This is a genomic window from Mesoterricola silvestris (assembly GCF_030295405.1).
In the GTDB taxonomy this organism is placed as follows: domain Bacteria; phylum Acidobacteriota; class Holophagae; order Holophagales; family Holophagaceae; genus Mesoterricola; species Mesoterricola silvestris.
Genome location: NZ_AP027080.1, coordinates 2,611,084 through 2,635,004 on the forward strand (window position 1 = coordinate 2,611,084; position 23,921 = coordinate 2,635,004).

Annotated in this window: 17 protein-coding genes; 9 read left to right on the forward strand and 8 right to left on the reverse strand. The window is 67.3% G+C overall.

The genetic code is table 11. The annotated features are described in order from the left end of the window. Positions 1-112 precede the first annotated feature (112 nt). Positions 113-1,288 carry a class I SAM-dependent RNA methyltransferase gene (locus R2J76_RS11365; protein ID WP_316411706.1) on the forward strand — a complete coding sequence of 392 codons (1,176 nt, stop codon included), beginning with the start codon at positions 113-115 and terminating at the stop codon, positions 1,286-1,288. Between the two features lie 10 nt (positions 1,289-1,298). On the opposite strand, the gene R2J76_RS11370 is transcribed toward R2J76_RS11365, so the two are convergent. After that, entirely contained in the window at positions 1,299-1,775 is a 477-nt protein-coding gene (locus R2J76_RS11370; protein WP_316411707.1) for a methylated-DNA--[protein]-cysteine S-methyltransferase, read from the reverse strand. Continuing rightward, on the reverse strand, positions 1,772-3,022 hold the full coding sequence (locus R2J76_RS11375) for a DNA-3-methyladenine glycosylase 2 (RefSeq protein ID WP_316411708.1): 1,251 nt from the start codon (positions 3,020-3,022) through the stop codon (positions 1,772-1,774). Before R2J76_RS11375 ends, R2J76_RS11370 begins: the two co-directional genes overlap by 4 nt. Before the next feature lie 26 nt (positions 3,023-3,048). On the opposite strand from R2J76_RS11375, the gene R2J76_RS11380 reads away from it, so the two are divergent. Then, positions 3,049-3,861, forward strand: coding sequence for a menaquinone biosynthetic enzyme MqnA/MqnD family protein (locus tag R2J76_RS11380; RefSeq protein WP_316411709.1), 813 nt, complete (start codon positions 3,049-3,051; stop codon positions 3,859-3,861). Positions 3,862-4,147: 286 nt separating this feature from the next. Here the strand turns inward: R2J76_RS11380 and R2J76_RS11385 are convergent, their stop codons facing one another. Next, entirely contained in the window at positions 4,148-4,537 is a 390-nt protein-coding gene (locus tag R2J76_RS11385) for a hypothetical protein (RefSeq protein ID WP_316411710.1), read from the reverse strand. Between the two features lie 114 nt (positions 4,538-4,651). Here R2J76_RS11385 and pepQ point away from each other — a divergent pair, with 114 nt between their 5' ends. Beyond that, the gene (gene pepQ / locus R2J76_RS11390) at positions 4,652-5,959 is read left to right on the forward strand and encodes a Xaa-Pro dipeptidase (RefSeq protein ID WP_316411711.1); all 1,308 of its coding nucleotides are present in this window, start codon (positions 4,652-4,654) and stop codon (positions 5,957-5,959) included. Positions 5,960-6,520: 561 nt separating this feature from the next. Here the strand turns inward: pepQ and R2J76_RS11395 are convergent. Next, a complete protein-coding gene (locus R2J76_RS11395) occupies positions 6,521-7,519 on the reverse strand; it encodes a C1 family peptidase (protein WP_316411712.1) in 999 nt (332 codons plus the stop codon). 306 nt (positions 7,520-7,825) lie between these two features. Between R2J76_RS11395 and R2J76_RS11400 the strand changes: the two genes are divergently transcribed. Further along, positions 7,826-9,976 carry a S9 family peptidase gene (locus tag R2J76_RS11400; RefSeq protein WP_316411713.1) on the forward strand — a complete coding sequence of 717 codons (2,151 nt, stop codon included), beginning with the start codon at positions 7,826-7,828 and terminating at the stop codon, positions 9,974-9,976. Between the two features lie 256 nt (positions 9,977-10,232). On the opposite strand, the gene R2J76_RS11405 is transcribed toward R2J76_RS11400, so the two are convergent. Continuing rightward, positions 10,233-10,628, reverse strand: a complete 396-nt coding sequence (locus R2J76_RS11405) for a YchJ family protein (protein WP_316411714.1) — start codon at positions 10,626-10,628, stop codon at positions 10,233-10,235. A 216-nt stretch (positions 10,629-10,844) separates the two neighbouring features. Here R2J76_RS11405 and R2J76_RS11410 point away from each other — a divergent pair, with 216 nt between their 5' ends. The 4 genes from R2J76_RS11410 to R2J76_RS11425 all read left to right on the forward strand — a co-directional run bounded on the left by R2J76_RS11410 (position 10,845) and on the right by R2J76_RS11425 (position 17,684). Continuing rightward, entirely contained in the window at positions 10,845-13,394 is a 2,550-nt protein-coding gene (locus tag R2J76_RS11410) for a sodium-translocating pyrophosphatase (RefSeq protein ID WP_316411715.1), read from the forward strand. An 868-nt stretch (positions 13,395-14,262) separates the two neighbouring features. Then, the gene (locus R2J76_RS11415; protein WP_316411716.1) at positions 14,263-14,961 is read left to right on the forward strand and encodes a succinate dehydrogenase cytochrome b subunit; all 699 of its coding nucleotides are present in this window, start codon (positions 14,263-14,265) and stop codon (positions 14,959-14,961) included. Between the two features lie 11 nt (positions 14,962-14,972). Next, positions 14,973-16,889: a fumarate reductase/succinate dehydrogenase flavoprotein subunit gene (locus tag R2J76_RS11420; RefSeq protein ID WP_316411717.1), complete on the forward strand. Its 1,917-nt coding sequence runs from the start codon at positions 14,973-14,975 to the stop codon at positions 16,887-16,889. A gap of 12 nt (positions 16,890-16,901) precedes the next feature. Further along, a complete protein-coding gene (locus tag R2J76_RS11425) occupies positions 16,902-17,684 on the forward strand; it encodes a succinate dehydrogenase/fumarate reductase iron-sulfur subunit (RefSeq protein WP_316411718.1) in 783 nt (260 codons plus the stop codon). 540 nt (positions 17,685-18,224) lie between these two features. Here R2J76_RS11425 and R2J76_RS11430 read toward each other — a convergent pair. Continuing rightward, the gene (locus R2J76_RS11430; protein WP_316411719.1) at positions 18,225-19,475 is read right to left on the reverse strand and encodes a CapA family protein; all 1,251 of its coding nucleotides are present in this window, start codon (positions 19,473-19,475) and stop codon (positions 18,225-18,227) included. Next, positions 19,429-20,295, reverse strand: a complete 867-nt coding sequence (locus R2J76_RS11435) for a radical SAM protein (protein ID WP_316411720.1) — start codon at positions 20,293-20,295, stop codon at positions 19,429-19,431. The genes R2J76_RS11430 and R2J76_RS11435 overlap by 47 nt, the downstream gene beginning before the upstream one ends. An 87-nt stretch (positions 20,296-20,382) precedes the next feature. Here R2J76_RS11435 and R2J76_RS11440 point away from each other — a divergent pair, with 87 nt between their 5' ends. Next, positions 20,383-21,513, forward strand: coding sequence for a saccharopine dehydrogenase family protein (locus R2J76_RS11440; protein WP_316411721.1), 1,131 nt, complete (start codon positions 20,383-20,385; stop codon positions 21,511-21,513). Between the two features lie 1,038 nt (positions 21,514-22,551). Here R2J76_RS11440 and R2J76_RS11445 read toward each other — a convergent pair. Then, positions 22,552-23,637, reverse strand: coding sequence for an IS256 family transposase (locus R2J76_RS11445; RefSeq protein WP_449405577.1), 1,086 nt, complete (start codon positions 23,635-23,637; stop codon positions 22,552-22,554). Positions 23,638-23,921: the final 284 nt, after the last annotated feature.

Sequence of the window (23,921 nt, forward strand, 5' to 3'; positions counted from 1 at the left end):
CTCGAGGCTGCTACGGTGCAAGGGAGGGATGGCGACCGTGAGACGCAAAATGCAACCACCTGTGAAGTCAAAAGGTCAGGCTGAAGTCTACCGGAAGCCGGCGGCTCCGGCCGTGAAATCGATCCTGACCATCGAACGCCTGGCCTGGGGCGGCAAGGGGGTGGCCCGGGCCGAGGACGGCCGCGTCATCCTGGTGTCGGCGCCCCTGGCGCTCTTCCCCGGGGAGCAGGTGGAGGCCGAGGTGCGCTGGAAGCCCCGCCACGGCGAAGGGGAGGTCACCCGCTGGGTGCGCCGGGATCCCCGGCGGGCCCAGGCGGGGTGCCCCGTGGCGGCCACCTGCGGCGGCTGCGAACTTTGGGAGGCGGGACGGGAGACGGCGGAGCTCAAGCGGTCCATGGTGGCCGATCTCCTGGGCCGGCAGCTGCCCGATGCCCCGGAATGGCGCTGGCTGGAGGCCCCCGCCGACGCCCGCAGGCACCGAATCCAGCTGCACTGGACGGGCCGGGACCTGGGCTACCACCGGCGCAACAGCCACGCCCTGGTGCCGGTATCGGCCTGCCCCGCGGCCTCCCCTGCCCTTTCCCAGGCCATCCCGAGATTCCTGGACGCCCTGGAGGGGCGCATGCTGCCCACCCGGCCCCAGCGCTGGGAGCTGGCCACCGGAACCCCCGCGGGGGAGGTGTACGCCACCGACGAGCAGGGCCGCACCTGGAACCTGGAGCCCGACGGCTGGAAGCCCTTCCAGGGCGGCATCGTCCACCGCCTGGGGGAGGCGCGGCTGGCGCATCGCCCCGGGGGCTTCTTCCAGGTGTGCCCCCCCTGGGCCTGGCGGGCCTTCGGGGAGATCCTGGACGGCTGGGAGCTGCCGGCGGGCACCCTCTACGACCTCTACGGGGGCGTGGGGTTCTTCACGGCGCTGCTGGGCGCCAGGGTCGCGGGCAGCGTGCTGGTGGAGTTCGACGAACCGGCCGTGGCCTGGGCCGCGCGGAACGTGCCCGGGGCCCGGTGCGTGGCCGCCGACGCCGCGGAATGGGTGCCCGAAGGCCTGGGCGCGCCCGGGGACCTCCTCCTGCTGGATCCGCCCCGCACGGGCCTGGCCCCCGAGATGTGCGCGAAGCTCCAGACCGCCGGGGCCGGTGACCTGGTGCTGGTGGGCTGCGACGGCGCCGCCTTCTGCCGGGACGTCAAGCGCCTGGAGCCGGCCTGGAAGCTGGAGGGCCTGGCCGTGGCCGATCTCTTCCCCCTCACCAGCCACGTGGAATGCGTGGGCTGGTTCCGCCGGGCCTGATCCGGGCGGTTCAGGTCCGGATCCCCCCTTCGAGCTCCAGCAGGGCGCGCTTGCGGTCCAGGCCCCCCGCGTAGCCCGTGAGGCCGCCTCCGGCCCCCAGGAGGCGGTGGCAGGGGATGATGATGGAAATGGGGTTGGCCCCGTTGGCCGCGCCCACGGCCCGGGCGAGGCGGGGGTCTCCCAGGCGCCGGGCCAGGTCCCCGTAGCTGAGGGTCCGGCCCGGGGGAATGCGCCGCAACTCCTCCCACACCCGCAGCTGGAAGGGCGTGCCCCGGGGGGCCAGGGGCAGGTCGAAGGCCGCGCGGACCCCTCGGAAGTATTCGTCCAGTTGCCGCTCCACCGGGGCGAAGACGGCGGGGTCGGACCCGGCCAGCCCCCGCAGGAGGCGCGGGCGGGGTTCGTGGTCCGCGAAGCCCAGGTAGCACAGGGCCCCCCCGGCGTCGGCGGCCAGGGCCAGGGGCCCCAGGGGGCTGTTCCAGATCCTCACGCGGGCACGCCCTTGAGGCTGGCCCAGAGGTGGAAGGTGGCCAGGCTGCGGTGGGGGGCGAAGGGGGCCATGAGGCGCGCGGTCTCCCTGGCGTCGGGGCGGTGGTCCAGGCCGAAGTGGCGCTGCAGGGCCGCCGTGAGCCCGGCGTCGCCCAGGGGCACGCAGTCCCCGAAGCCGCAGCCCCGCATCATCACGTAGTGGGTGGTCCAGGGCCCGATGCCCCGGCGCGCGGAGAGCCTGGCCTCGGCGGAGGTGGCCGCGCCCGCGGGCAGGGCCTCCACGGGGAGCTCCCCCGCCGCCACGGCCCGGGCGGCCTCGACCACGTACTGGGCCTTGCTGCGGGAGAATTGCAGGGGCCCCAGATCCGCGGGATCCAGGGCGGCCACGGCCCGGGGCGTGGGGTGGGCCTTCAGGTCTCCGGACACCGCCCCGCCGCAGAGGTCCGTGAGCCGCCGGCGCAGGGTGTACGCGAAGGCCAGGTTCACCTGCTGGCCCAGGATGGCCCACACCAGGGATTCCCACACGTCCGCGGTGAGCGGGATCCGCAGGCCGCGCCGGGCCTCCACCAGGGCCTGGAACCGGGGGTCCCCGGCCAGGAAGCCCTCGAAGGGGGCGGGGTCCGTGGCCAGCCCAAGCATGCGCACCACGCGGTGGTGCACCTTGCCCATGAAGATGGGATCGGCCTTCTCCGCGGGGCGAATCCGCACCCGCACCGCCCTGCCCCGGAACTCGATCTCCAGGAGGGTATCGGTATCCTCCAGCCGGATGGCCTTGAAGAGCGTCGACCCCTCCACCCGCTCCGAGAGGCTGAGGGGATCCCGCCCGTGGTAGGCGAGCACGTCCTCCTGCCGGTACCCCGGGGGCAGGTCCAGGATGAAGGAGGCGCCCTCCCGCCCCAGGGACTGGTACTTCCCCGGTGTCATGCCCGTGAGGCGGTGGAAGCTGGCGTTGAAGGCCGCCGGGCTCGGGAAGCCGCAGCTCTCCCCCGCCTGGGCCGCGGGACCGAAGTGGTTCAGGAGGCGCTTGCAGGCGCAGATCACCCGCGCCTGTTCCAGGAAGACCTCCGGGAGGCAGTGGGCGTGGACCCGGAACAGCTCCCCGAGCCTCTCCAGACCCATCCCCGACGCGGCGGCCATGGCCCCCACGGTGCGGAACTCGCCGGGGTTCATGCGCACCCGGGAGATGAGTTTTTCGAGGAGCGCGCGCTCCGGATCTTCCCGATGGATTTTCGCGGTGGGCTGGTTCATCCCCCAAGTCTAGATAAAATGAAAAGATGGCAAGCACAAATCCTTTCCGGATCTCCATCATCGATTACCTGAACGCCGCGCCCCTGAATTACGGATTCAAGCACGGCCTGGGTTACGAGCACTTCCACCTGAAGTTCCACGTGCCTTCCCTGTGCGCGAACCAGCTGAAATCCGGGGAAGTGGATGCGGGTCTCATCAGTTCAATTGAATACCTGCGCATCCCCAAATTGAAGCTCGTGCCGGGCCTCTGCATCGCCTCCCCCAAGCGGGTGCGTTCGGTGGTGATCCTGTCGAAGGTGCCGCCGGAATCCATCCGCACCCTGGCCCTGGACACCTCCAGCCGCACCTCCGTGGTGCTGGCCCAGATCCTCCTGCGGGAGCGCTTCGGCGTGGACGTGCGGGCCGTGGACATGGCCCCGGACCAGGGCGCCATGCTGGCCCAGTGCGACGCGGCCCTGCTCATCGGGGACGTGGCCATGCGCACCCGGCGCGAGGGCCTCATCGTCCTGGACCTGGCCGAGGAATGGCACGCATGGACGGGCCTGCCCTTCGTCTTCGCCCTGTGGCAGGTGCGGGAGGACGCCGCGCGCCTGGACATCCCCGGCGGCGTGGGCCCCTTCTTCCACCGGAGCCTGGAAATGGGCCGGGAGAACCTGCCCGCCATCGTGGACGAGGCCTGGCGCACCATCGGCTGGACCAAGCCCGAGCTGCGGGAGTACCTCACGGAGAACATCTCCTACAGCCTGGGAGAAGCGGAACGGGAGAGCCTGGCGTTGTTCTTCGAGAAGGCCGTGGCCAACGGCTTCGCGCCGGAGAACAAGCCCCTGGCTTTTCTTTAGGTGTCTAGGTCCTGAATCGCCAGGTTGTCCTCGGTGATCTGGCTCCAGCTTGGACCTGAGGTTCTTTATCCTGCCTTTTCCCCTGGATCCTGTTTATCCCCGTTCGAACTCCGCCGGGAGTTGTCGCCACCTTTGGGTCAAGGACGTCGAGTAATATGCGCTCCGACCCAACTCTGGGACAGCCCTGCTGAAACAGGGATAAACGCCGATGGATGGGATGAACGGGGATCCCCTAACCTGGAACAGCCCCTTCATCACGGTTTCAAGGCAGCTGGGTTTGCCGACACTAGCTCTTGCCCATCAGCAGATTGAGCAGGTCCGCGGGGGTCGTGGAGGGCACGGCGGCGCTGGTCTGGGCGGCATCGGGGGCCGGGTGGGGGGGATGGGCGCCGCGGGGGCCGTCCAGGTGCGTCTGCAGGGACTGGAAGGCCAGCTGGGCGGCGGACAGGTTTCCGCTGGCCAGGGCCTGGCCCAGGGAGTTCATGTCGGAGGCGGCCGAACCCGCGCCGGGGGCGGCGGGGGCGGATTCTGCCTGGGCGGTCCCGTCCAGGATCGACTGGAAGAGGTCGGCGAAGGCATTGTTTGCCTTGGCGGCGCCCTCGGGGGCGTCGGTGGTCTGGGCGGCCAGGAGCTTGTCCAGGTAGGTCGAATTATTGATAGAGTTGACACTGGTCATGGTTTGCCCCCTCCGGAACCGGATGCAAAGGGCGTTCCAGGGCCGGGTGGGGGATCGCAATCCCGGCCTTTTGGCCCATAATCGCCAGAGGCCCACCGCCATCATGGAGTAAGCATGCCCCTCAAAGGTCTCTTCCTCGATCACCTCGCCACCCGCATGGCCTACGCGGAAAAGGCCTTGTCGGCCACGGGCTTCGACGCCCTGGTGATCTCCAGCGGGCAGCCGTTCACCTATTTCGCCGACGACCAGGACGCCCCCTTCAACACCGTCCCCCACTTCCGCCACTACTGCCCCCTCACCGGCCCCCACCACGTGCTGGTCCTGAAGCCCGGCGCGAAGCCCATGCTGGTGCGGTACGCCCCCGAGGACTTCTGGTACGAGCAGCTGCCCCTGGGCTCCCCCTTCTGGGCCGAGGGCTTCGACCTGGTGGAGGCCCCCAGCCTCGACGCGGTGTGGGAAAAGGTGGGCCAGCCCAAGCGGGCCGCCTACATCGGCAATGAAACGGACCGGGCGGCCGCGGCCGGCCTGGAGCTGAACCCCGCTTCCATCACCGCCTTCCTGGACTGGGGCCGCAGCTACAAGACCCCCTACGAGATCCACTGCATCGAGGAGGCCACCGTCACCGCCGCCCTGGGCCACGCCGCCGGCCGCAAGGCCTTCCTGGCCGGCGCGTCGGAGCTGGAGATCCACTACGCCTTCATGGAGGCCGTGGGCTGCCTGGAATTCGAGCTGGCCTTCGCCTCCATCGTGGCCCAGAACGAGAAGGGCGCCACCCTCCACTACGAGAACAAGCGCAGCTTCCGAGGGGGAAACACCCTCCTCCTGGACTGCGGCGCGCGCCACCTGGGCTACGCCTCCGACATCACCCGCACCACCCCCGCCCCGTCCTGCGATCCCCGCTTCAAGGCCCTGGTGGACGGCATGGAAAAGAACATGCTGGAAATCTGCGCCGCGGTGCGCCCCCACATGCCCTTCGGCGAGCTGCACCACTTCTCCCACCTCAAGCTGGCCGGGCTCCTGAAGGAGCATGGCCTGCTCGACGCCGACCCCGAGGAGGCCGTGGCCCTGGGCCTCACCCGCCCCTTCTACCCCCACGGCCTGGGCCACCACCTGGGGATCCAGGTGCACGACGTGGCCGGCAAGCTCGCGGGCCCCGACGGCAGCATCGCCCCGCCCCCCGCAGGCCACCCCACCCTGCGCACTACCCGCACCACCGAGCCCGGCCACGTCATCACCATCGAGCCCGGCCTCTATTTCATCCCCATGCTCCTGCGCCCCTTCCGGGAAAACGAGCACAAGGCCCGCTTCGACTGGAAGCTCATCGACGAACTTTCCCCCAACGGCGGCATCCGCATCGAGGACGACATGCTCGTCACCGAAACCGGCGGCCGCAACCTGACCCGGAAGCACCTGCCCAACTAGGGTGATGGCCGCGTAGGCGGCCGTGTCCCGGACCTCCGCCCCGGTTCGTTGGCGCAGGCAAGCTGCGCCAACGGAAGGGCGCCTCCTTGGGACTGCGGAGGCGTGCTGCCGCATCCATCCTCCGATGGGCGGTGGGGCCGGGGACGGTCATGGGGCTCCCCTGGAGGGCCTATGCCCATTGGGCACGCTGCGAGTGATCCGGGAGCAGGTTGCTTGGCGCCGACGTTGACGTGTGACGGCGGCATGGGAAATTGGGAATTGGGCTCAAGGACAGTCCAAGGCGCACGGTAGGCCGGGCATGGCCAAGCATTCAACGTCGGCGCGACCCGGTCGCCATCCCGGAACACTTGAAGCGGGTCGAGGGGCCCTAGGCCCATCCGGAGAGCCCACCCCCCCACCCGGGCCGCATCGCCCATCGAAGCCGGAGCGTGCCAACACCCACCCTCAACCTATCGTCGCGAGCTTTTCGCTGACGCAGCTTGCCTGCGTCAGCGAATCCCTGACGACGGTCCGGAACCCGCACGATGGCACACCAGGCCCGGAGGGAGATGTTCCGTTCCGCTAGTCCACGACCCACGCGGGGGCCGTCCCCACCGAGTTGGCGCCGTACTTGATCCACATGAACCCGTTGATGCCCCACTGGCTGCTCCAGGAGTTCTTGAGGAGCCAGGCGCCCTTGGCGTCGTCCCAGCCCACCAGCAGGACGGCGTGGTTGGGCTGGTTGCCCCGGGAGGTGCCGGTGAAGACGCCGCGGCGGTAGGCCTGGAAGGCGGAATCCGCGTAGACCCCGATGCTCACGGAGCCCCACTTGTAGATGGCGGCCTTGATGGCGCTCACCGACGGGACCGAGTAGCCGTTGCCCACGTAGCCCCACTGGGTGACGGGGGTGTAGGACGTGTCGAGGCTGAAGCTGCAGGCGACGCGGTTGGACACGTAGGGGAAGGCGGTGGCGGGGACGGCGCCCTGGTAGTAACCCGCGCCCCGGTTGGCGTTGGCGGGCATGAGCATGTCGTAGGAGTACCAGCCTCCCTGGCAGCCGTAGCCGTCGGGGTTGCAGCTGAGCACCTGCTGCTCGGAAAGGGTGGTGATCACGCCGCTGGGGGTGATGGAGCCGTCCGCGTTGACCCGGCCCTGGGGGGCGCCGTGCTTCTTGAGGGCGGCGCCCTCGAGGTTGCCGATGGTGGCGAAGGCCCAGCAGGAGCCGCACTGGCCCTGGTCCTTGACCGGGCTGAACCAACCCGTGAACGCGGCGGGGAGGGGGGTGGCGGCGAGGTCCTCCACTTCGTTGTTGAGGTGGCCGCCCTGGGCGTGGGAGGCGAAATCGTACTGGCGGAGCTCGGGCCGCAGGCCGCAGAGCTGGTCGAGGCTGTACTGCATGGCGGGGTTCACCCCCACCTCGAAGTCCCGGCCCTCCTCCCGGAGCTCCCGGCGGATCTGGTCCACCCGGCTGATGAGCTGGGGGTCGAACTGCTGCACGCCGTGCTCCTGGGCCGCCAGGAAGGACGGGGCCGCCAGGGCCAGCGTGAAGGCGAAGGTGGAAACGAGGGGAGACTTGTTCATCTCGGACTCCGGGGGTGAGCGTGGGCGCGCCGGCGGCTGGCCGGGGTGGCCGCGGTTGGGGAAAGCGGGCGTGGACCCGCGGAAGACGGTGGAGGCGGACGGGGCTCGGCGCCGCTTGTTCAAGGTGGGCGCAGGGCTTTTTTCCAACTCAGCCTCGCAACCCAAGGTTCGGCCGCGGGAGCTCCATCCGCAAGGCCCCAAAGGGTTTACGTGATGGCGGTCATGATGTTGAGACATGTTCTCGAATTTGACGCATGCACGTTCAAAGGCGGTTACGGCTACGCTTAACCATCAATCGGAGCCCCCATGTGGAAAGTCCCCTTCGCCCTGGTCACCGTCCTGGCCCATGCCGCCCAGGCCGAACCCCGGCTTTCCGTCGACAGCCTGTACCATCCCACCCGCAAGGTCTCCTATGTGGAGGCGCTGGGTTCCCGCTACCTGTGGCGCCCGGATGGAACCCTCCTGGAGGAGCGCACGCAAAAGGGCGCCCTGGCCGCCATCAACCGCATCCAGCGGGGCACCTTCGCCCCGGCGCCCCTCCTGGACCGCGACCAGCTGGCGGCGGCCCTGGCCGCGGCGGGGGCGGACGCCGAGGACCAGAAGGGGGCCGCCGAAGCCGGGCTCACCTGGAACGCGGCCTGGGACGCCTTCGTGGTGAAGGGGGTCCGGGACCTCTACCTCATGGACCTGGCCACGGGCAAGGCCCGGCGCCTGGGGACGGGGGACACCCCCTCCTTCAGCCCCGACGGGGCCTGGGTGGCCTTCCTGGAGGGGCCGGACATCCACGCCGTTGAACTGGCCACGGGCAAGGACGTGGCGATCACCACCGGCGGGGACGCCACGCACCTCAACGGGCGCCTGGACTGGGTCTACCAGGAGGAGGTCTTCAACGAGCGGGGCAACTTCAAGGGCTACTGGTGGTCGCCGGATTCCCGGCGCATCGCCTTCCTCAGCCTGGACGAAAGCCATGTGCCGGTCTTCACCATCATGGACGACCGCACCCAGCCCCAGAAGCGCGTGGACACCCACTACCCCAAGGCCGGCGACCCGCTGCCCACGGCCCGGGTGGGCCTGGCCACCCTGGACGGCCAGACCACCTGGATGGAGGATCCCTTCCCGGGGCAGGACACCCTGGTCCCCCGGGTGGGCTTCGATCCTTCGGGCCGGCTCCTGGTGCACTTCACGGACCGCATCCAGTCCTGGCTGGAGTGCCGGGTCTTCGAGGGCACCGCCAGCAGGCCCCTGGTGGTGGAGCGCAGCCGGGCCTGGGTCGAGCACCTCCCCCTGCCCCATTTCCTCAAGGACGGGCGTTTCCTGTGGCAGTCCTCCCGGAGCGGGTTCCAGCACCTCTACCTGTACGACCCCCAGGGACGCCTCCTGTCCACCGTCACCCAGGGCCCCTGGGACGTCCGCCGCATCCTGGGCACCGACGCCGGCCACGTGTATTTCGAGGCCACCCTGCGCACTCCGGTGGGGCTGGACGTGTACCGCGCCGGGTTCGAGGGCGTCAACGACCACATGCGCCTGCTCACCGAGGCTCCCGGCTCCCATTCCCTGACCTTCAACGCGGCCTTCACCGCGGCCGTGGACCGCTGGAGCAACGTGGACACCCCGCCCCAGGACCTGTTCCTGGATGGCGAAGGCATCGTCCTGCACAAGGTCGAGAGCAGGACCTCGAACGCCTTCAAGGCCCTCCCCAAGGCCAAGGTGCTCTTCCAGCAGATCAAGGCCCGGGACGGGTTCCCCCTGGAGACCATGCTGGTGCTCCCCCCCGGCTTCGACCCGTCGAAGAAGTACCCCGTCTTCCACTACGTGTACGGGGGCCCCAATTCCCCCCTGGTGAGGAACGCCTACAGCCGGACCTCCCTGTGGTACCAGTTCCTGGCCCAGCAGGGCATCGTCACCTGGATCTGCGACAACCGCAGCGCCTCCGCCAAGGGCACCGCCGCCTTCGGGGCCTGGCGCAACCTGGGCGCCCTGGAGCTCCAGGACCAGCTGGACGGCCTCGCCTGGCTCAAGGCCCAGGGCTGGGCCGACATGGACCGCGTCGCCCTGCACGGATACAGCTACGGGGGCTTCCTCGCCGCCTACGCCCTCACCCACAGCAAGGCCTGGAAGCTGGGCATCATCGGCGCCCCCGTCACCGACTGGAGACTCTACGACTGCGTCTACACCGAGCGGTACATGGGCCTGCCCAGGGACAACGCCGCCGGCTACGACGCCTCCAGCACCCTGAAGGCCGCCGCCAACCTGGGCGGCAAGGTGATGCTCATCCACGGGACGATGGACGGCAACGTGCACCTGCAGAACTCCGTGCAGTTCCTGGACGCGCTGGGAAAGGCCGGATTCACCGCCCCGCTGGTCCTGATGCCCGGATCCGACCACAGCCCCAAGGCCGCCCAGAACCAATGGGAGATGTACTCGGGGATGTGGGACTTCCTGAAGGCCAATCTCTAAAGAGCGCCACCTGCAAGGGGCACCGGACCCCATCCCCGTCCATCCCAGACATCACTGTTCATCCCTGTCTCGCAGGGCCAGCGATGGATTGGGTCGGCGCACGCATTACCCGCATGCGCCGACCCATCCTGACCCTGGCCCTGCGCAACAGGGATGAACAGTGATGTCGGGGATGAAGGAGATGAGGCGGACCATTCCCGACCCCGTCCCGGGTTCGAGACCTTCCCTTATCCCAAAACCGGAACCCGGATAGAGGCTAATTGGTATCGCCATCCACATACGCCCATCGGCCGGCTTCCCTCACGAAGCGGCTCCGCTCCCGGTGCAGCATGCGCTTGCCGTTGATCAGGAGCTTGGCGTGGAATTCCACGATGCCCGTGGCGTCGTCCTTCCCCCCCAGTTCGGTGGAGAGGATGCGCAGGGAGATGCATTTGACGGAACGGCAATAGCGCCGCAGCTCCTCCGGGTCGAGCTTGGCGCGCTCCTCCTCGCTGGTGGTGGCCACCAGGTAGTCGGCGCGGGCCATGGCGTAGGCGGAGAAGCGGCTGCGCATGAGCTGCTCGGCGCTCTCCGGGAGGGCCTTGCCCAGGATGTAGGGTTCGCAGCAGCGGTCGTAGGTCCGCTTGGATTCGCAGGGGCAGAGTCGGGACATGGGAGCCTCTTGGATAAACGTTGACCCCTCCAGGGTAATGCATAAAGCGGAAAGCCGCGCCCCGCCTCGCAGAACGTCAATCCCGCATTGACTTTGGGGGGGGTGGTGATAGGCTTGGGCCGAATACCCTTCCCACGAATCCTTCTAGAATTCCAGCACCTCTGCTCCCCGGCCTCCGGGCTGGGCTATGTTTCACTTTTTTTCATAGGAGTATCCATGCTTCAAGCCTGGATGGACAAGCTCAAGCTCACACCACTGACACGCCGGATCTACCTGGGCGTCATGATGTGTTTCTTCGCCCTGGCCTATGCCTGGGGCCAGGTGGCGGCTCCCAAGGCCGTCGCCGCCGAGGCCGAGGGCGCCAAGTTCGAGTACTTCGCCCTGTTCAACAAGGTCAGCGGCGAATTCACCAGCGCCGAGCGCATCGGCCTGCTGTTCGTGCTTGGCATCGCCGTCATCGGCCTGCTGTACGCGATCCTGCTCATGAGGCAGGTCAACGCCGCCGACGAGGGCACCCCCAAGATGCAGGAAGTGGCCGCCGCCGTGCGCGAGGGCTCCAACGCCTACCTCGCGGCCCAGTTCAAGAAGATCGGGCCCCTGATCGTCATCATCACCGTGATCCTCTGGTTCACGGTTGAGGACAAGCACTTCGCCTTCGGCCGCGCCGGCGCCTTCCTCATGGGCTCCCTGTTCAGCTGGGCCGTGGGCTTCGTGGGCATGCGCCTGGCCACCACCGGCAACCTGCGCGTGGCCGCCGCCGCCCGCCACAGCTACGGCGAGGCCATGCAGCTCGGCTACCGCACCGGCACCGTCACCGGCATGCTCACGGACGGCCTCGGCCTCCTGGGCGGCACGATGATCTTCATCATCTACGGCGTGCACGCCTACGAGGCCCTGCTGGGCTTCGGCTTCGGCGGCACCCTCCTGGCGCTGTTCATGCGCGTCGGCGGCGGCATCTACACCAAGGCCGCCGATGTGGGCGCCGACCTGGTCGGCAAGATCGAGAAGGACATCCCCGAGGACGATCCGCGCAACGCCGCCACCATCGCCGACAACGTGGGCGACAACGTGGGCGACTGCGCCGGCATGGCCGCGGACATCTTCGAGAGCTACGAAGTGACCATCGTGGCCGCCATGATCCTGGGCATGGCCTCCTTCGGCCACAAGGGCGTCATCTTCCCCCTGCTGGTGCGCGGCATCGGCGTGCTGGGCTCGATCATCTCCACCTACACCGTCAAGGCCGGCAGCGAGGACACCTCCGACACCGCCCTGAAGAGCGTGCACCGCGGCTTCTGGATCGGCTCGCTGATCTCCGTGGCCGGGTTCTTCATCCTTGGCTACTTCTACCTGCACTTCACGCCCTCTTACCTGGCCAACAACCCCCTGGCCTCCGCGGGCTTCCCCATGAACGATCCCAACCAGCTCGCCGTGTGGTTCAACTTCGGCGTGCCCGGCCTGGACATGCGCCCGGCCATCACCTGCCTCATCGGCGTGTTCCTGGCCGTGGCCCTGAACAAGGTGACCAGCTACTACACGCACACCACCCACGCCCCCGTGAAGAGCCTTGCCCGGGCCTGCACCACCGGCCACGCCACCAACATCATCGAAGGCTTCGCCCTGGGCTATGAGTCCACCGTCGCCATGATGGTCGTCATCGTCATCGCCATCTTCCTCTCCGTGCTCACCTACCACGGCGCCCCGCCGATGTTCGTGGCCTACGGCGTGGCCATGACCGGCATCGGCATGCTGACCCTCACCGGCAACACCATCTCCATGGACGTCTTCGGCCCCGTCGCCGACAACGCCAACGGCATCGGCGAGATGGGTTACGAGAAGGAGCAGATGGAGAAGGAGAAGCCCGGTTCCTACAAGCGCGCCCGGCAGATCCTCGCCGACCTCGACGCCGTGGGCAACACCACCAAGGCCGAGACCAAGGGCATCGCCATCGGTTCCGCCGTCATCGCGGCCGTGAGCCTCTTCTCCAGCTTCATCGCGGTCATCGCCGTGGGCTCCGAAGCGGCCATCAGCAAGATGACCCTCGGCCAGTACCACGACCAGGCCGGCTTCCTTTCCGTGGCCGAGCCCAAAGTCTTCATCGGCCTCCTCATCGGCGGCTGCGTGCCCTTCCTCTTCAGCAGCCAGCTCATCCGCGCCGTGGGCCGCGCCGCCTACCACATCGTCATCGAGTGCCGCTCGCAGTTCCGCGACGCCGAGATCTGGGCCGGCACCAAGAAGCCCGACTACGGCCGCGTGGTGGACATCTGCACCAACACCGCCCAGAAGGAACTGGTGGGCCCCGGCCTCCTGGCCATCACCGCCCCCCTGCTTGTCGGCCTTCTCCTGGGCCCCTACGCCCTGGGCGGCTTCCTGGCGGGCATGATCCTGGTGGGCCAGCTGCTGGCGGTCTTCATGGCCAACGCCGGCGGCGCCTGGGACAACGCGAAGAAGATGATCGAGGACGGCCTCTACGGCGGCAAGGGCTCCGAAGCCCACAAGGCCTCCGTCACCGGCGACACCGTGGGCGATCCCCTCAAGGACACCGCGGGCCCGGCCATCAACCCCCTGATCAAGGTCATGAACATGGTCAGCCTGCTCACCCTGGGCGTGCTGATGAAGTTCACCCTGTTCCCCGTGGCCAACCAGATGAACGTCAACAAGCTCGGCGGCGTCCTCGGAGCCGCGGTGTGCGTCGCCGCCATCGTGTGGTCGATCATCAAGAGCAAGCAGGAAACCCCCGGCCTCATCGCCGACGAGGACATGAAGTAGCTCCACCCCCCGCACGGAAAAGCGCCGCCCCCGGGCGGCGCTTTTTCTGCATACCGGGCTTTCCGCCCCCGACAGGCAGCCCCTGCCGGGGGCCTCAGGTTCGGGCGGCGAGGTTCCTGGGAAAGGACCCGGCCCATGCGGTCCCAACCCTGCGCTCCGACCCACCGGTAGCGCTTGCGCAGCAGCGAGCTGCTGCTGGCGCTTGCCGTGATCCATCGACGCCAGGTGCCGGAGGACCCGGGCCCAGCACCCCAAGCCCGCCATGGCAAGCCAGGTCTGGACCCGAATCGGGAGAGCCCTCGAGGCTTGAATGCCAGTGTCAATGCCCTTCCCCGCGCTGGACTCCAGGACGTCCTTCCGGACGGCATTGCCGTCAAGAAACCGAAACCCATGTTCGTGGCCCCCTCCCTACATCGCACAATCCTGAATCTGTGCCCCCACCCACATCCTCCACCACCTATCGTCCATGGATCACGGCAAGCGCCAGCAGCAGCTCGCTGCTGCGCAAGCGCTACCGGTGGGTCGGCGCACCGGGTCGGGACCCCATGGGCCGCCCCCTCCCCCCGGAACCCCACCGCTCCAACCCGCAGCCCCCGGCAGGGCCTGTCCGTCGGGGCCGAACCCTCCCCGCCGCCGGGACACTCCAAGCCTCCACCACCCCGCTTAATCGATTATTTTGTATCGAATAGACATTGAAAAATAAGGCAATCCAGACGTTAAAGAGCATTTGCTCCGTAATGGGTTTGAGAATCGAAATTCCTGGCGCATACTTAGCGCCTCCACTTGATCATGTTTCGCAGTCTCGCAGAGCCATCGCCAACAATCGCCGGATGCGGCGCATCCGTTATTGCGGAAGGAAGGAGTATCCATGTCCGTCGCTGAATCCAGCCTGGCTGGTGCCGCCAAGACCCGTCCAGGCTTCCTGGACTCATCCGTGGGGAAGAAGGTGGTGATGGCCGTGACCGGCATCATGCTCTTCGGCTTCGTCACGGTGCACATGCTGGGGAACCTGCAGGCCTACATGGGCGAGGCGCCCATGAACCACTATGCGGAGTTCCTCCACACCATGATCCACGGCATGGGCATCTGGGTCTTCCGGGGCGTGATGCTCGTGGCCGTGGTCCTCCACGGCTGGGCCGCCCTGAGCCTCACGCTCTCCAACATGGCCGCGCGCCCCGTGGGCTACCGCGCCACCCAGGTGCAGGCCGCCACCTTCGCCTCGCGCACCATGCGCTGGACCGGGGTGATCCTGGGCCTGTTCATCGTCTACCACCTGCTGCACCTGACCACGGGCACGCTGCATCCCAGCTTCGATCCGGCGAACCCCTACAGGAACTTCGTTACCGGGTTCAAGGTGCCCCTGGCCTCGGCGTTCTACATCGTGGCCCAGCTCTGCCTGGGCTTCCACATGTGGCACGGCGTCTGGAGCCTCACCCAGACCCTGGGCTGGGCCCACCCGCGCTACGACCGCCTGCGCCGCAGGTTCGCCTACGTGATGGCCACCGTGGTGGCCGCCGTCAACATTTCGTTCCCCATCGCCGTCCTCACCGGCATCATCCACCTGTAGAAGGCATGACCATGGAACTGAAATCGAACTGCCCGACCGGACCCATCGCCGACCAGTGGGACAAGTACCGCTTCGATCTGAAGCTGGTCAACCCCACCAACAAGCGCAGATACAAGATCATCATCGTGGGCTCGGGCCTGGCCGGCGCCGCCGCCGCCGCGTCCCTGGCCGAGCTGGGCTACGACGTCCACTGCTTCTGCTACCAGGACAGCCCGCGCCGCGCCCACTCCATCGCCGCCCAGGGGGGCATCAACGCCTCCAAGAACTACCACAACGACGGCGACAGCACCTTCCGCCTCTTCTACGACACGGTCAAGGGCGGCGACTTCCGCGCCCGGGAAGCCAACGTCTACCGCCTCGCCCAGGTGTCGGTGAACATCATCGACCAGTGCGTGGGCCAGGGCGTGCCCTTCGCCCGGGAATACGGCGGGCTCCTGGACAACCGCAGCTTCGGCGGCGCCCAGGTGAGCCGCACCTTCTACGCCCGTGGGCAGACGGGGCAGCAACTTCTGCTGGGCGCCTACCAGGCCCTGGAGCGCCAGATCGGCCTGGGCACCGTGAAGATGTACACCCGCCACGAGATGCAGGAAGTGATCGTGGTCGACGGCGTCGCCAAGGGCATCGTCACCCGCGACATGGTCACGGGCAAGATCGAGAGCCACGTGGCCGACGCGGTGGCCCTGGGCACCGGCGGCTACGGCAACGTCTTCTACCTGGCCACCTACGCCAAGGGCTGCAACACCACGGCCATCTGGCGGGCGTACCAGAAGGGCGCGGCCTTCGGCAATCCCTGCTACACCCAGATCCATCCCACCTGCATCCCCGTCACCGGCGACCACCAGTCCAAGCTGACCCTCATGTCCGAGAGCCTGCGCAACGACGGCCGCATCTGGGTGCCCAAGAAGGCCGGCGACAAGCGCGCCCCCGGCGATATCCCCGAGGACGAGCGCGACTACTACCTGGAGCGCAAGTACCCCTCCTTCGGCAACCTCGCCCCCCGCGATATCTCGAGCCGCGCCGCCAAGCAGGTCTGCGACGAGGGCCGGGGCGTGGGCGACACGGGCCGCGGCGTCTACCTGGACTTCGAGGACGCCACCAAGCGCCTCGGGGAAAACAAGATCCGGGAGAAGTACGGCAACCTCTTCGAGATGTACGAGCGCATCACCGGCGAGGACCCCTACAAGGTGCCCATGCGCATCTACCCCGCCAGCCACTACACCATGGGCGGCCTGTGGGTGGACTACAACCTCATGACCACCATCCCCGGCCTCTTCTGCATGGGCGAGGCCAATTTCTCCGACCACGGCGCCAACCGCCTGGGGGCCTCGGCCCTCATGCAGGGCCTCGCGGACGGCTACTTCGTCCTGCCCGCCACCATCGGCGGCTACCTGGCCACCATCAAGCCCGGCACCCGCATCACCACCGACCACCCCGCGGCCAAGGCCGCCGAGGAGGCCGTGCGGGCCAAGAACAACCGGCTCCTCTCCATCAACGGCAAGGAGACCCCCACCGAGCTGCACCGGGCCCTGGGCAAGATCATGTGGGAGTACTGCGGCATGGGCCGCACCGAAGCCAGCCTCAAGCAGGCCCTCCAGGAGATCCCCGCCCTCAAGGAGCGGTTCTGGTCCAACCTGCGGGTCCCCGGAAGCATGGCGGACGTGAACCAGTCGCTGGAACTGGCCGGACGCGTCGCCGACTTCATCGAACTGGGCGAGCTCATGTGCCTGGACGCCCTGGAGCGCCGCGAATCCTGCGGCGGCCACTTCCGCGAGGAATGGCAGACCCCCGACGGCGAGGCCCAGCGCGACGACGAGAACTTCTGCCACGTGGCCGCCTGGGAGTACACCGGCGAGGGGAAGACCCCCATCCGCCACACCGAGCAGCTCACGTTCGACAACGTCCACCTCGCGACCCGCAGCTACAAGTAAGGAAGGCAGCCCATGGAAAAGCACATCAACGTCAAGCTGCACGTGTGGCGCCAGAAGAACGCCGCGGACAAGGGCCACTTCCAGGACCTCGAGGCCCCGGGGATCTCCACGGAGATGTCCTTCCTGGAGATGCTCGACGTGGTCAACGAGAGCCTCATCCACAAGGGCGAGGAACCCATCGTCGTGGACCACGACTGCCGCGAGGGCATCTGCGGGGCCTGCAACCTCGTCATCAACGGCCGCCCCCACGGCCCCAAGGAGCGCACCACCACCTGCCAACTGCACATGCGCAGCTTCCAGGACGGCGACGACATCACCATCGAGCCGGTGCGCGCCGACGCGTTCCCCGTGATCAAGGACCTGATGGTGGACCGCTCCGCCTTCGACCGCATCATCGCCAAGGGCGGCTTCGTTAGCGTGCCCACCGGCAGCTGCTGCGACGCCAACGCCCTGCCCGTGAAGAAGGAGAACGCGGACCTGGCCATGGACGCCGCCGCCTGCATCGGATGCGGCGCCTGCGTCGCGGCCTGCCCCAACGCCAGCGCCATGCTCTTCGTGGCCGCCAAGATCAGCCACCTGGCCCTGCTCCCCCAGGGCCAACCCGAGCGCTACACCCGCGCCCGGGCCATGGTGACCCAGATGGACGCGGAGGGCTTCGGCACCTGCACCAACCACGGCGAATGCGAGGCCGCCTGCCCCAAGGGCATCACCCTGGACAACATCGCCCGCATGAACCGGGACTACATCAAGGCCAGCATCACCTACCGCCCCGAGAGCGCCACCGGCGGATTCTAGCCCCCGCCGCCCCCACGCCCCCGGCCGTTCGCAGAAGCGGGCGTCCGGGGGCGTTCCCGTGGGGGGCGAGGGATGAAATCCCTTGAAATCCCTGTTCCCCCCAATCCGCTTTGAAGCATTAACCGGGTAATTAACCAGCGGGGGGAGCCCGGGTTGTCATCGCGTGCACCGTGGCATGGTTGACAGACGTCCAGAAGGAATTTGGCCGCGAAGGGCAACCCGCCCGACCTGCTCAAGGCCCCGGTCTCGGGCATTTTCATCCCCTACATCCTGTACATCCATTTCATCCCTGTTCCCGCAGGGCCAGAGCTGGGATGGGTCGGCGCATGCAGATCAACTGCGCGCCGCCCCACCCCATCGCTGGCCCTGCGGGAACAGGGATGAATAGGATGCAAAGGATGAAGGGGATCAGCCGTAGAACTCAGCCCGTTCCCGGCTGAGGAGCCTGGCCGTGGTTGTCATGGGGTGGCTATCTGTTGGCTTCGGCAGTGGTAGTTAGGGTGGGTCGGAAACCTGCGCTAAGGGTTCAAGCCATGCCCCTCACGGCCCATCCACGAAGGCCGCCCCCAGGATCTCCCCGGCCCGGGCGCGGCGCAGGTAGAGGGTGCGGAGGTATTCCTGCTGCTCGACCACCTTGGCCTTGTCCAGGGGTTCCGCGGACCGGAGGCGGTCCAGGTCGCCCTCGGCCTGGGCCAGGGCGGCCCCCAGAGGAACGACCTGGATCTCCCGGATCCGGGTGCGGGTGCGCTCGTACCAGTTGTTGCGGGTCCACAGGGGCTCGCAGCGGGCATCCTCCACGCGCACCTGTTCGGAACCGTCGGCCAGCTTCAGCTTCACGAAGCGGCAGTGGAAGAGGACCCCGTCCCGGCTGTCGCCCCCGGCCACGGGGAACAGATCGGCCCGGTAGACCCGGTCCTGGTTGGAGATGAAATTGCCCAGGGAGTAGGCCACCACGGTGCGGCGGGAACCGTTCTCCAGCACCTCCACGGGCTGGAGGACGTGGGGGTGGTGGCCCAGGATCAGGTCGGCGCCGGCCCGGGCCAGGCGGCGGGCCACCTCCTTCTGGCGCGGCAGGGGCACGTGCAGGTACTCGGCGCCCCAGTGGAGGCTCACCACCACGGCGTCGGCCTGGGCCCGGGCGGCGGCCACGGCCGCTTCGGCGGCGGCGGGGTCCAGGGAGCGAACCCAGGGGCGGTCGGTCTTCTGGTTGAGGTTGATATTGAAGATGTCCGTGAAGGCCAGGAAGGCGATGCGGAGGCCCTTCACCACCAGGAACCGGGGCGCTTCGGCCTGGGCGCGGGTGGCGCCGCCGCCCACGGAGGGGAGGCCGGCGGCCTCCAGCCGCTCCAGGGTTTCGGCGAGGCCCCGGGGGCCCTGGTCGAACGCATGGTTGTTGGCGGTGGAGACGATGGTGAGGCCCGAAGCCTTGAGGGCCGCGGGCAGGTCCTCGGGGGCGTTGAACTGGAAGGGGCGGCCGGGCCGGCCCGTCCTCGGGGCGATGGGGGTTTCCAGGTTGGCGAAGGCGATATCGGCGCCCTTGAAGAGGGGCGTCACCTCCTTCCAGAGTTCGGTCAGGCTCCCCGCCTGGAGCGCGGAGGTCTTCACGTCCTGGTGCATGAGGATATCCCCCACCGCCACCAGGTCCACCCGCGCCAATTCCTCCGGCAGACGGCTAGGCGGCGGGCCCGGGGCCACCGGGGCGCGGCTGCCCAGGGCGAGGGCCAGGAGACCGGCCAGGAAAAGCCTAGGCGGGACCGTAGAAGACCTCAACCGGAAGGCCGGGCAGCCCATCCAGCACTCCGGCCGCCAGCCGGTCCAGGTCCCGGGCCGCCAGGGGCTTCGCCTCGGGCTCGGGGGTGGGCCGGGCCACGGTGTAGAGCTGCACGGCCTGGAGGGTCCCCCGTTCGCGAAGGGTCCGCAGGCACTGGAGGTAGGCCTCCACTTCCCCGTCCGAAGGCCCCCTTCCCCGCCATTCCAGGAAGAGGGTCTGGATCACGATGGGCCAGCGCGCGGCGGTGGCGGCCAGGTTGTCCAGGATGCGGGAGAAGGGCACCTTGGAGCGGTTCACCTCCCGATAGTAGGCCTCGGTGCCGGCGTCCAGCTTGGCCCAGATCTCCCCGTTGTTCGCCATGAGGAGGCCAAGGCCCTCCAGGATCTCGGGGGCCTGGAGCCGGGAGGAATCGGTGATGAGCACCAGCTTCACGTCGTCCAGCCCCCGGCGGGCCTTCAGGGCCGCGATGCGCTCCACGGCCCGGGGGAATTCCCGCAGGGTGGTGGGCTCGCCGTCCCCGGAGAAGGCGATGTCGTTGAGGCGGCGCTGGCCCGCGTCGGCGGAGTCGAAGGGCGGGGTCCGGAAGAGCTCGCCCGAGCGGGTGAGTTCGAGCAGCACCTCCATTTCCCGCTCCATCTGGTCCAGGTCCACGTCCCGGCGCCGGGCGGGGGTGGTCCGGTCCACTTCGCAGTACACGCAATCGAAATTGCAGACCTTGTCGGGATTGAGGTTCACCCCGAGGCTCACGCCCTTGCTGCGCCGCGAGATGACGGGATAGCAATAGTGGAAGTCCTGCCAGGTGCGGCGGTGGTCCAGGTGGGCTGTGACGAGCTCGCTCATGGGAACAGGATACTACGGGCCTCCCGGGAGCCCGGGGGCATGCGGTAGACTGGTTCACCAAATAAATCGCATCCGGAGGCATCCGCCATGAAAAAGATCTGCGTGCTCGGCGCCGGCCGCGTAGGCGCCACCATGGCCCTGGACCTGGCCCGGGACGGGGAGTTCGACGTCACCGTCGCCGATCGGTCGGAGAAGGCCCTGGGGCGCCTCGCCGAAAGGGGGCTCCGGATCCAGCCCCGGGAGCTTTCCCAGGCCTCCGAGGTGCGCGCCGCCGTGCAGGGCGCGGACCTGGTGGTGGGCGCCGTGCCCGGCTTCATGGGGTTCGAGACCATGAGGGCCGTGCTGGAGGCGGGAAAGCCCATCGTCGATATCTCCTTCTTCCCCGAGGATCCCTTCCTCCTGGACGGCCTGGCCCGGGAGAAGGGCCTCATCGCCGTCATGGACGCCGGGGTGGCCCCGGGCTGCGACAATCTCATCGTGGGCGACCTGCAGCGGCGCCTGGATTCCATCGAAAACTTCGAATGCTACGTGGGGGGCCTCCCCGCCATCCGCACCTGGCCCTTCGAGTACAAGGCCGGCTTCAGCCCCGTGGACGTGGTGGAGGAGTACACCCGCCCGGCCCGCTACGTCGCCCACGGCAAGGAGATCGTGATGCCCGCCCTCAGCGAGCCCGAACTCATGGACTTCCCCGGCGTGGGCACGCTGGAGGCCTTCAACACCGACGGCCTGCGCTCCCTCATCCACACCGTGGACGCGCCCTTCAAGAAGGAGAAGACCCTTCGCTACCCCGGCCACATCGAGAAGATGCGCATGCTGCGCGAGGCCGGGTTCTTCGGCCTGGAGCCCATTGACGTCGGCGGCGTGAAGGTGGCCCCCATGGACCTCACCACCCGGCTCCTCTTCCCCATGTGGCAGATGGAGGAGGACGACGAGGACTTCACGGTCATGCGCGTGATCGTGGACGGGACCAAGGACGGCAAGCCCGAACGCCACGTGTGGGACCTCCTGGACCGCTACGACCGGGACACGAAAATCACCTCCATGGCCCGGTCCACCGGGTATGCGTGCACCGCCACGGTGCGCCTGGTGGCCGCGGGCCTGTACACCCGCAAAGGCATCGCCCCGCCCGAGTATGTGGGCCGCGAGGAAGGCTGCTGGGAGTTCATCCGCAAGGACTTGGCCAAACACAATGTGACCTGGGTCGAGACCAGGAGCTAGCCTAGCGACCATTTCAGCTAGGGTTACCCAGGGGACGGATCACACGGTGGCCCTGGCAGCGATGCTGGCGCCGGCCAAGTCGAATGCAAGGTCATGGTGTGCGAAGAATCCAAGAGGCAATCGGTCAAGACAATCAAATCAAGTTATTTCATCGCAATATTAACATCGATCGAAAGTTTTCTGGAACCACCTGAACACCCGGGGCATTAGTTAAAAGAGATGTGACACCCGAATGAACCCATAAAGACGGTATTCGGTTTTCAATAAGGTTACTGGAAGCTCACTATTGAGTTGAAACAGGCAGTGTATGTCAAATTTATATATATTTGCAATAACGCTTTTGATCCTTACATGGCTTAGACGGTTTCACACAAATTATCAATGCCCTAAATGCAAATCAGCATTGCCGTGGTGGCGGATCGAAAAGCCATTTAGGGTTTGGCTTATGGGTGGCTGGCATTGCCCAAAATGTAACATAAATATTTCGAGAAATGGCAAATTGTTATAATTTTTGAAATCCTCACTCCAGAACCTAAATCTTGTTACAGCACAAGGGAGGATTTATGCAAATCTATTAACTACAGTGTTTTCGTGAATAACGTGAAGCTTTCTCTCGCAACTTTCATGGACAAGGAGGAACCAATGAGTTTAAACAACAGACGGCCAACTGTACTTTCAGAAATCGAACTGGACCAAATAAGGGGAGGAGGCCCGCCTCCCAAAGACCAAAGCAAAGTTGTGTCCAGAATTTTCTGTAAGTCCGCTCCAGTAGGGATTTCCTCAGTCTAGGGCGGGCAGCCGCAGGCGGACCCCGCCCGGCCCGGCGAAACCGATCAGATTCCTGCTGATGACCATCCGCTGTGGGGCATTTGGAGAACGCGCAGCGGTCTCCAGGCGCAGCCCGAGGGTGTGGAAAGGGTGCGGGCAGGCCCGCAGGGCCGGTGCGCGAAGCGCAGTCCACAGGCTTTCCATGCCTGAGCACGCTCCACAGAGCATGGGTCGGCGCCATCAGGGCATGGAGCGACCATAGGAACAAGATCACGCCGGTCCCCCCATGTGCACCCATGCCTGGCCGGTCCAGGCCTCGTTCTGTTCCATGAGAAGCGCCCCGTAGACGCGTTCCCGGCTTTCCGCATTGGGCCAAACCCGCACCAGTCGGCTCTTTCGCTTCAGCTCCTGGTTGAATCGCTCGACCATATTGGTCGTCCGCAGCCGCTTATGATGGCCCTCGGGTAGCGCCAGGACGGCCTGGAGGCTGTCCAGGTGCTCCTCCACGTAGTCCACTGCCTTGGGCGATTTCTCCTCCCAGCGCGCCCTCAGCAGACCGAGCAACTCCTGCGACCGGACGTAGTCCACGGCGTGGAGCACGGCCCTCACGTCTTCCCGGAAGGCCTTCTGGTCCGCCGCCTTGACCTGCTCGATCGACCTGCGGAGGAAGTGCGCCTGGCACTCCTGCCAGCTCGATCCGGGAAACGCCTTCGTCGCGGCCTGGCAGAGGCCCTCGTGGGCGTCCGAGACCAGCAGGTCGACCCCATGCAGGCCACGACCCTTCAGGTCCTTGAACAGGCCCTCCCAGGCCACCTCGGTCTCTCCGCCCCAATCCAGCCAGCCCAGGACCTCTCGCTCCCCCTTCTCGTTGACCCCAGCAGCCCATAGGAAGGCCCGGCTGCGGACGCGGTGGCCTTCCCGGACTTTGTCGAACCGGGCGTCAACGAGGAGATACGGAAAGGCACCCAAGGGCCGGGTCCGAAACGCTTCCACGGCCGGCTCGATGTCCTTTAGGATCTGGGATACCAGGCTGGGACTGACCTCTGCCCCGAAGGCCTCCTCCGCCAGCCTGCTCACGTTCCGGTTGGACACCCCGGCCAGCACCATCTGGCCGCAAGCGGCCAGCAGGGCGCGCTCGGATCTCTGCCAGCGCTCGAATAGGGCCGGCCGGAAGGAGCCGTTCCGGGCCTGCGGTACAGATAGCTCCAGGGCGCCGGCCACGGTCTGGAAGCCACGATCCTTGTAGCCATTGCGATAGCCGTTAGGCCGTTCCATGCCCCGGGCGTTCCAGGGCGCCTCGAAATGGGCGTCGGCCTGGCTGTTGATCAGGGCCTGGGCCACGGCTTCCACCAGCACTCGGAAGCCCTCGCCTCCTGGCTGCGAAAACAGTCCTTCCACAGTCCCCTCGGGGACCTCAAACTTCAACTCGGCCATTGGCTTCCTTTCGTAGGCTTGCTTGCTCGCAACTTCAAACCTACTGGAGCCAGTGGCCCCTTTGCTACCCGGACACCTGGAATGGCGCGGGGGCTAACTTACAGAAGCTTTTATACACAACCCATAGCAAAGAGGATAAAAACCTAATGGGTGCGGCCGTGACCGGTGCCATTGCAGGGGTCATTGAGGGTTCACCCGGAGGGCCT

Coding starts and splice junctions, on each gene's coding strand:
- R2J76_RS11375 (WP_316411708.1), bottom strand. CDS start 3,022: ATGAACCAGCCCACCGCGAAAATCCATCGGGAAGATCCGGAGCGCGCG.
- R2J76_RS11380 (WP_316411709.1), top strand. CDS start 3,049: ATGGCAAGCACAAATCCTTTCCGGATCTCCATCATCGATTACCTGAAC.
- R2J76_RS11385 (WP_316411710.1), bottom strand. CDS start 4,537: ATGACCAGTGTCAACTCTATCAATAATTCGACCTACCTGGACAAGCTC.
- pepQ (WP_316411711.1), top strand. CDS start 4,652: ATGCCCCTCAAAGGTCTCTTCCTCGATCACCTCGCCACCCGCATGGCC.
- R2J76_RS11395 (WP_316411712.1), bottom strand. CDS start 7,519: ATGAACAAGTCTCCCCTCGTTTCCACCTTCGCCTTCACGCTGGCCCTG.
- R2J76_RS11400 (WP_316411713.1), top strand. CDS start 7,826: ATGTGGAAAGTCCCCTTCGCCCTGGTCACCGTCCTGGCCCATGCCGCC.
- R2J76_RS11405 (WP_316411714.1), bottom strand. CDS start 10,628: ATGTCCCGACTCTGCCCCTGCGAATCCAAGCGGACCTACGACCGCTGC.
- R2J76_RS11410 (WP_316411715.1), top strand. CDS start 10,845: ATGCTTCAAGCCTGGATGGACAAGCTCAAGCTCACACCACTGACACGC.
- R2J76_RS11415 (WP_316411716.1), top strand. CDS start 14,263: ATGTCCGTCGCTGAATCCAGCCTGGCTGGTGCCGCCAAGACCCGTCCA.
- R2J76_RS11420 (WP_316411717.1), top strand. CDS start 14,973: ATGGAACTGAAATCGAACTGCCCGACCGGACCCATCGCCGACCAGTGG.
- R2J76_RS11425 (WP_316411718.1), top strand. CDS start 16,902: ATGGAAAAGCACATCAACGTCAAGCTGCACGTGTGGCGCCAGAAGAAC.
- R2J76_RS11430 (WP_316411719.1), bottom strand. CDS start 19,475: ATGGGCTGCCCGGCCTTCCGGTTGAGGTCTTCTACGGTCCCGCCTAGG.
- R2J76_RS11435 (WP_316411720.1), bottom strand. CDS start 20,295: ATGAGCGAGCTCGTCACAGCCCACCTGGACCACCGCCGCACCTGGCAG.
- R2J76_RS11440 (WP_316411721.1), top strand. CDS start 20,383: ATGAAAAAGATCTGCGTGCTCGGCGCCGGCCGCGTAGGCGCCACCATG.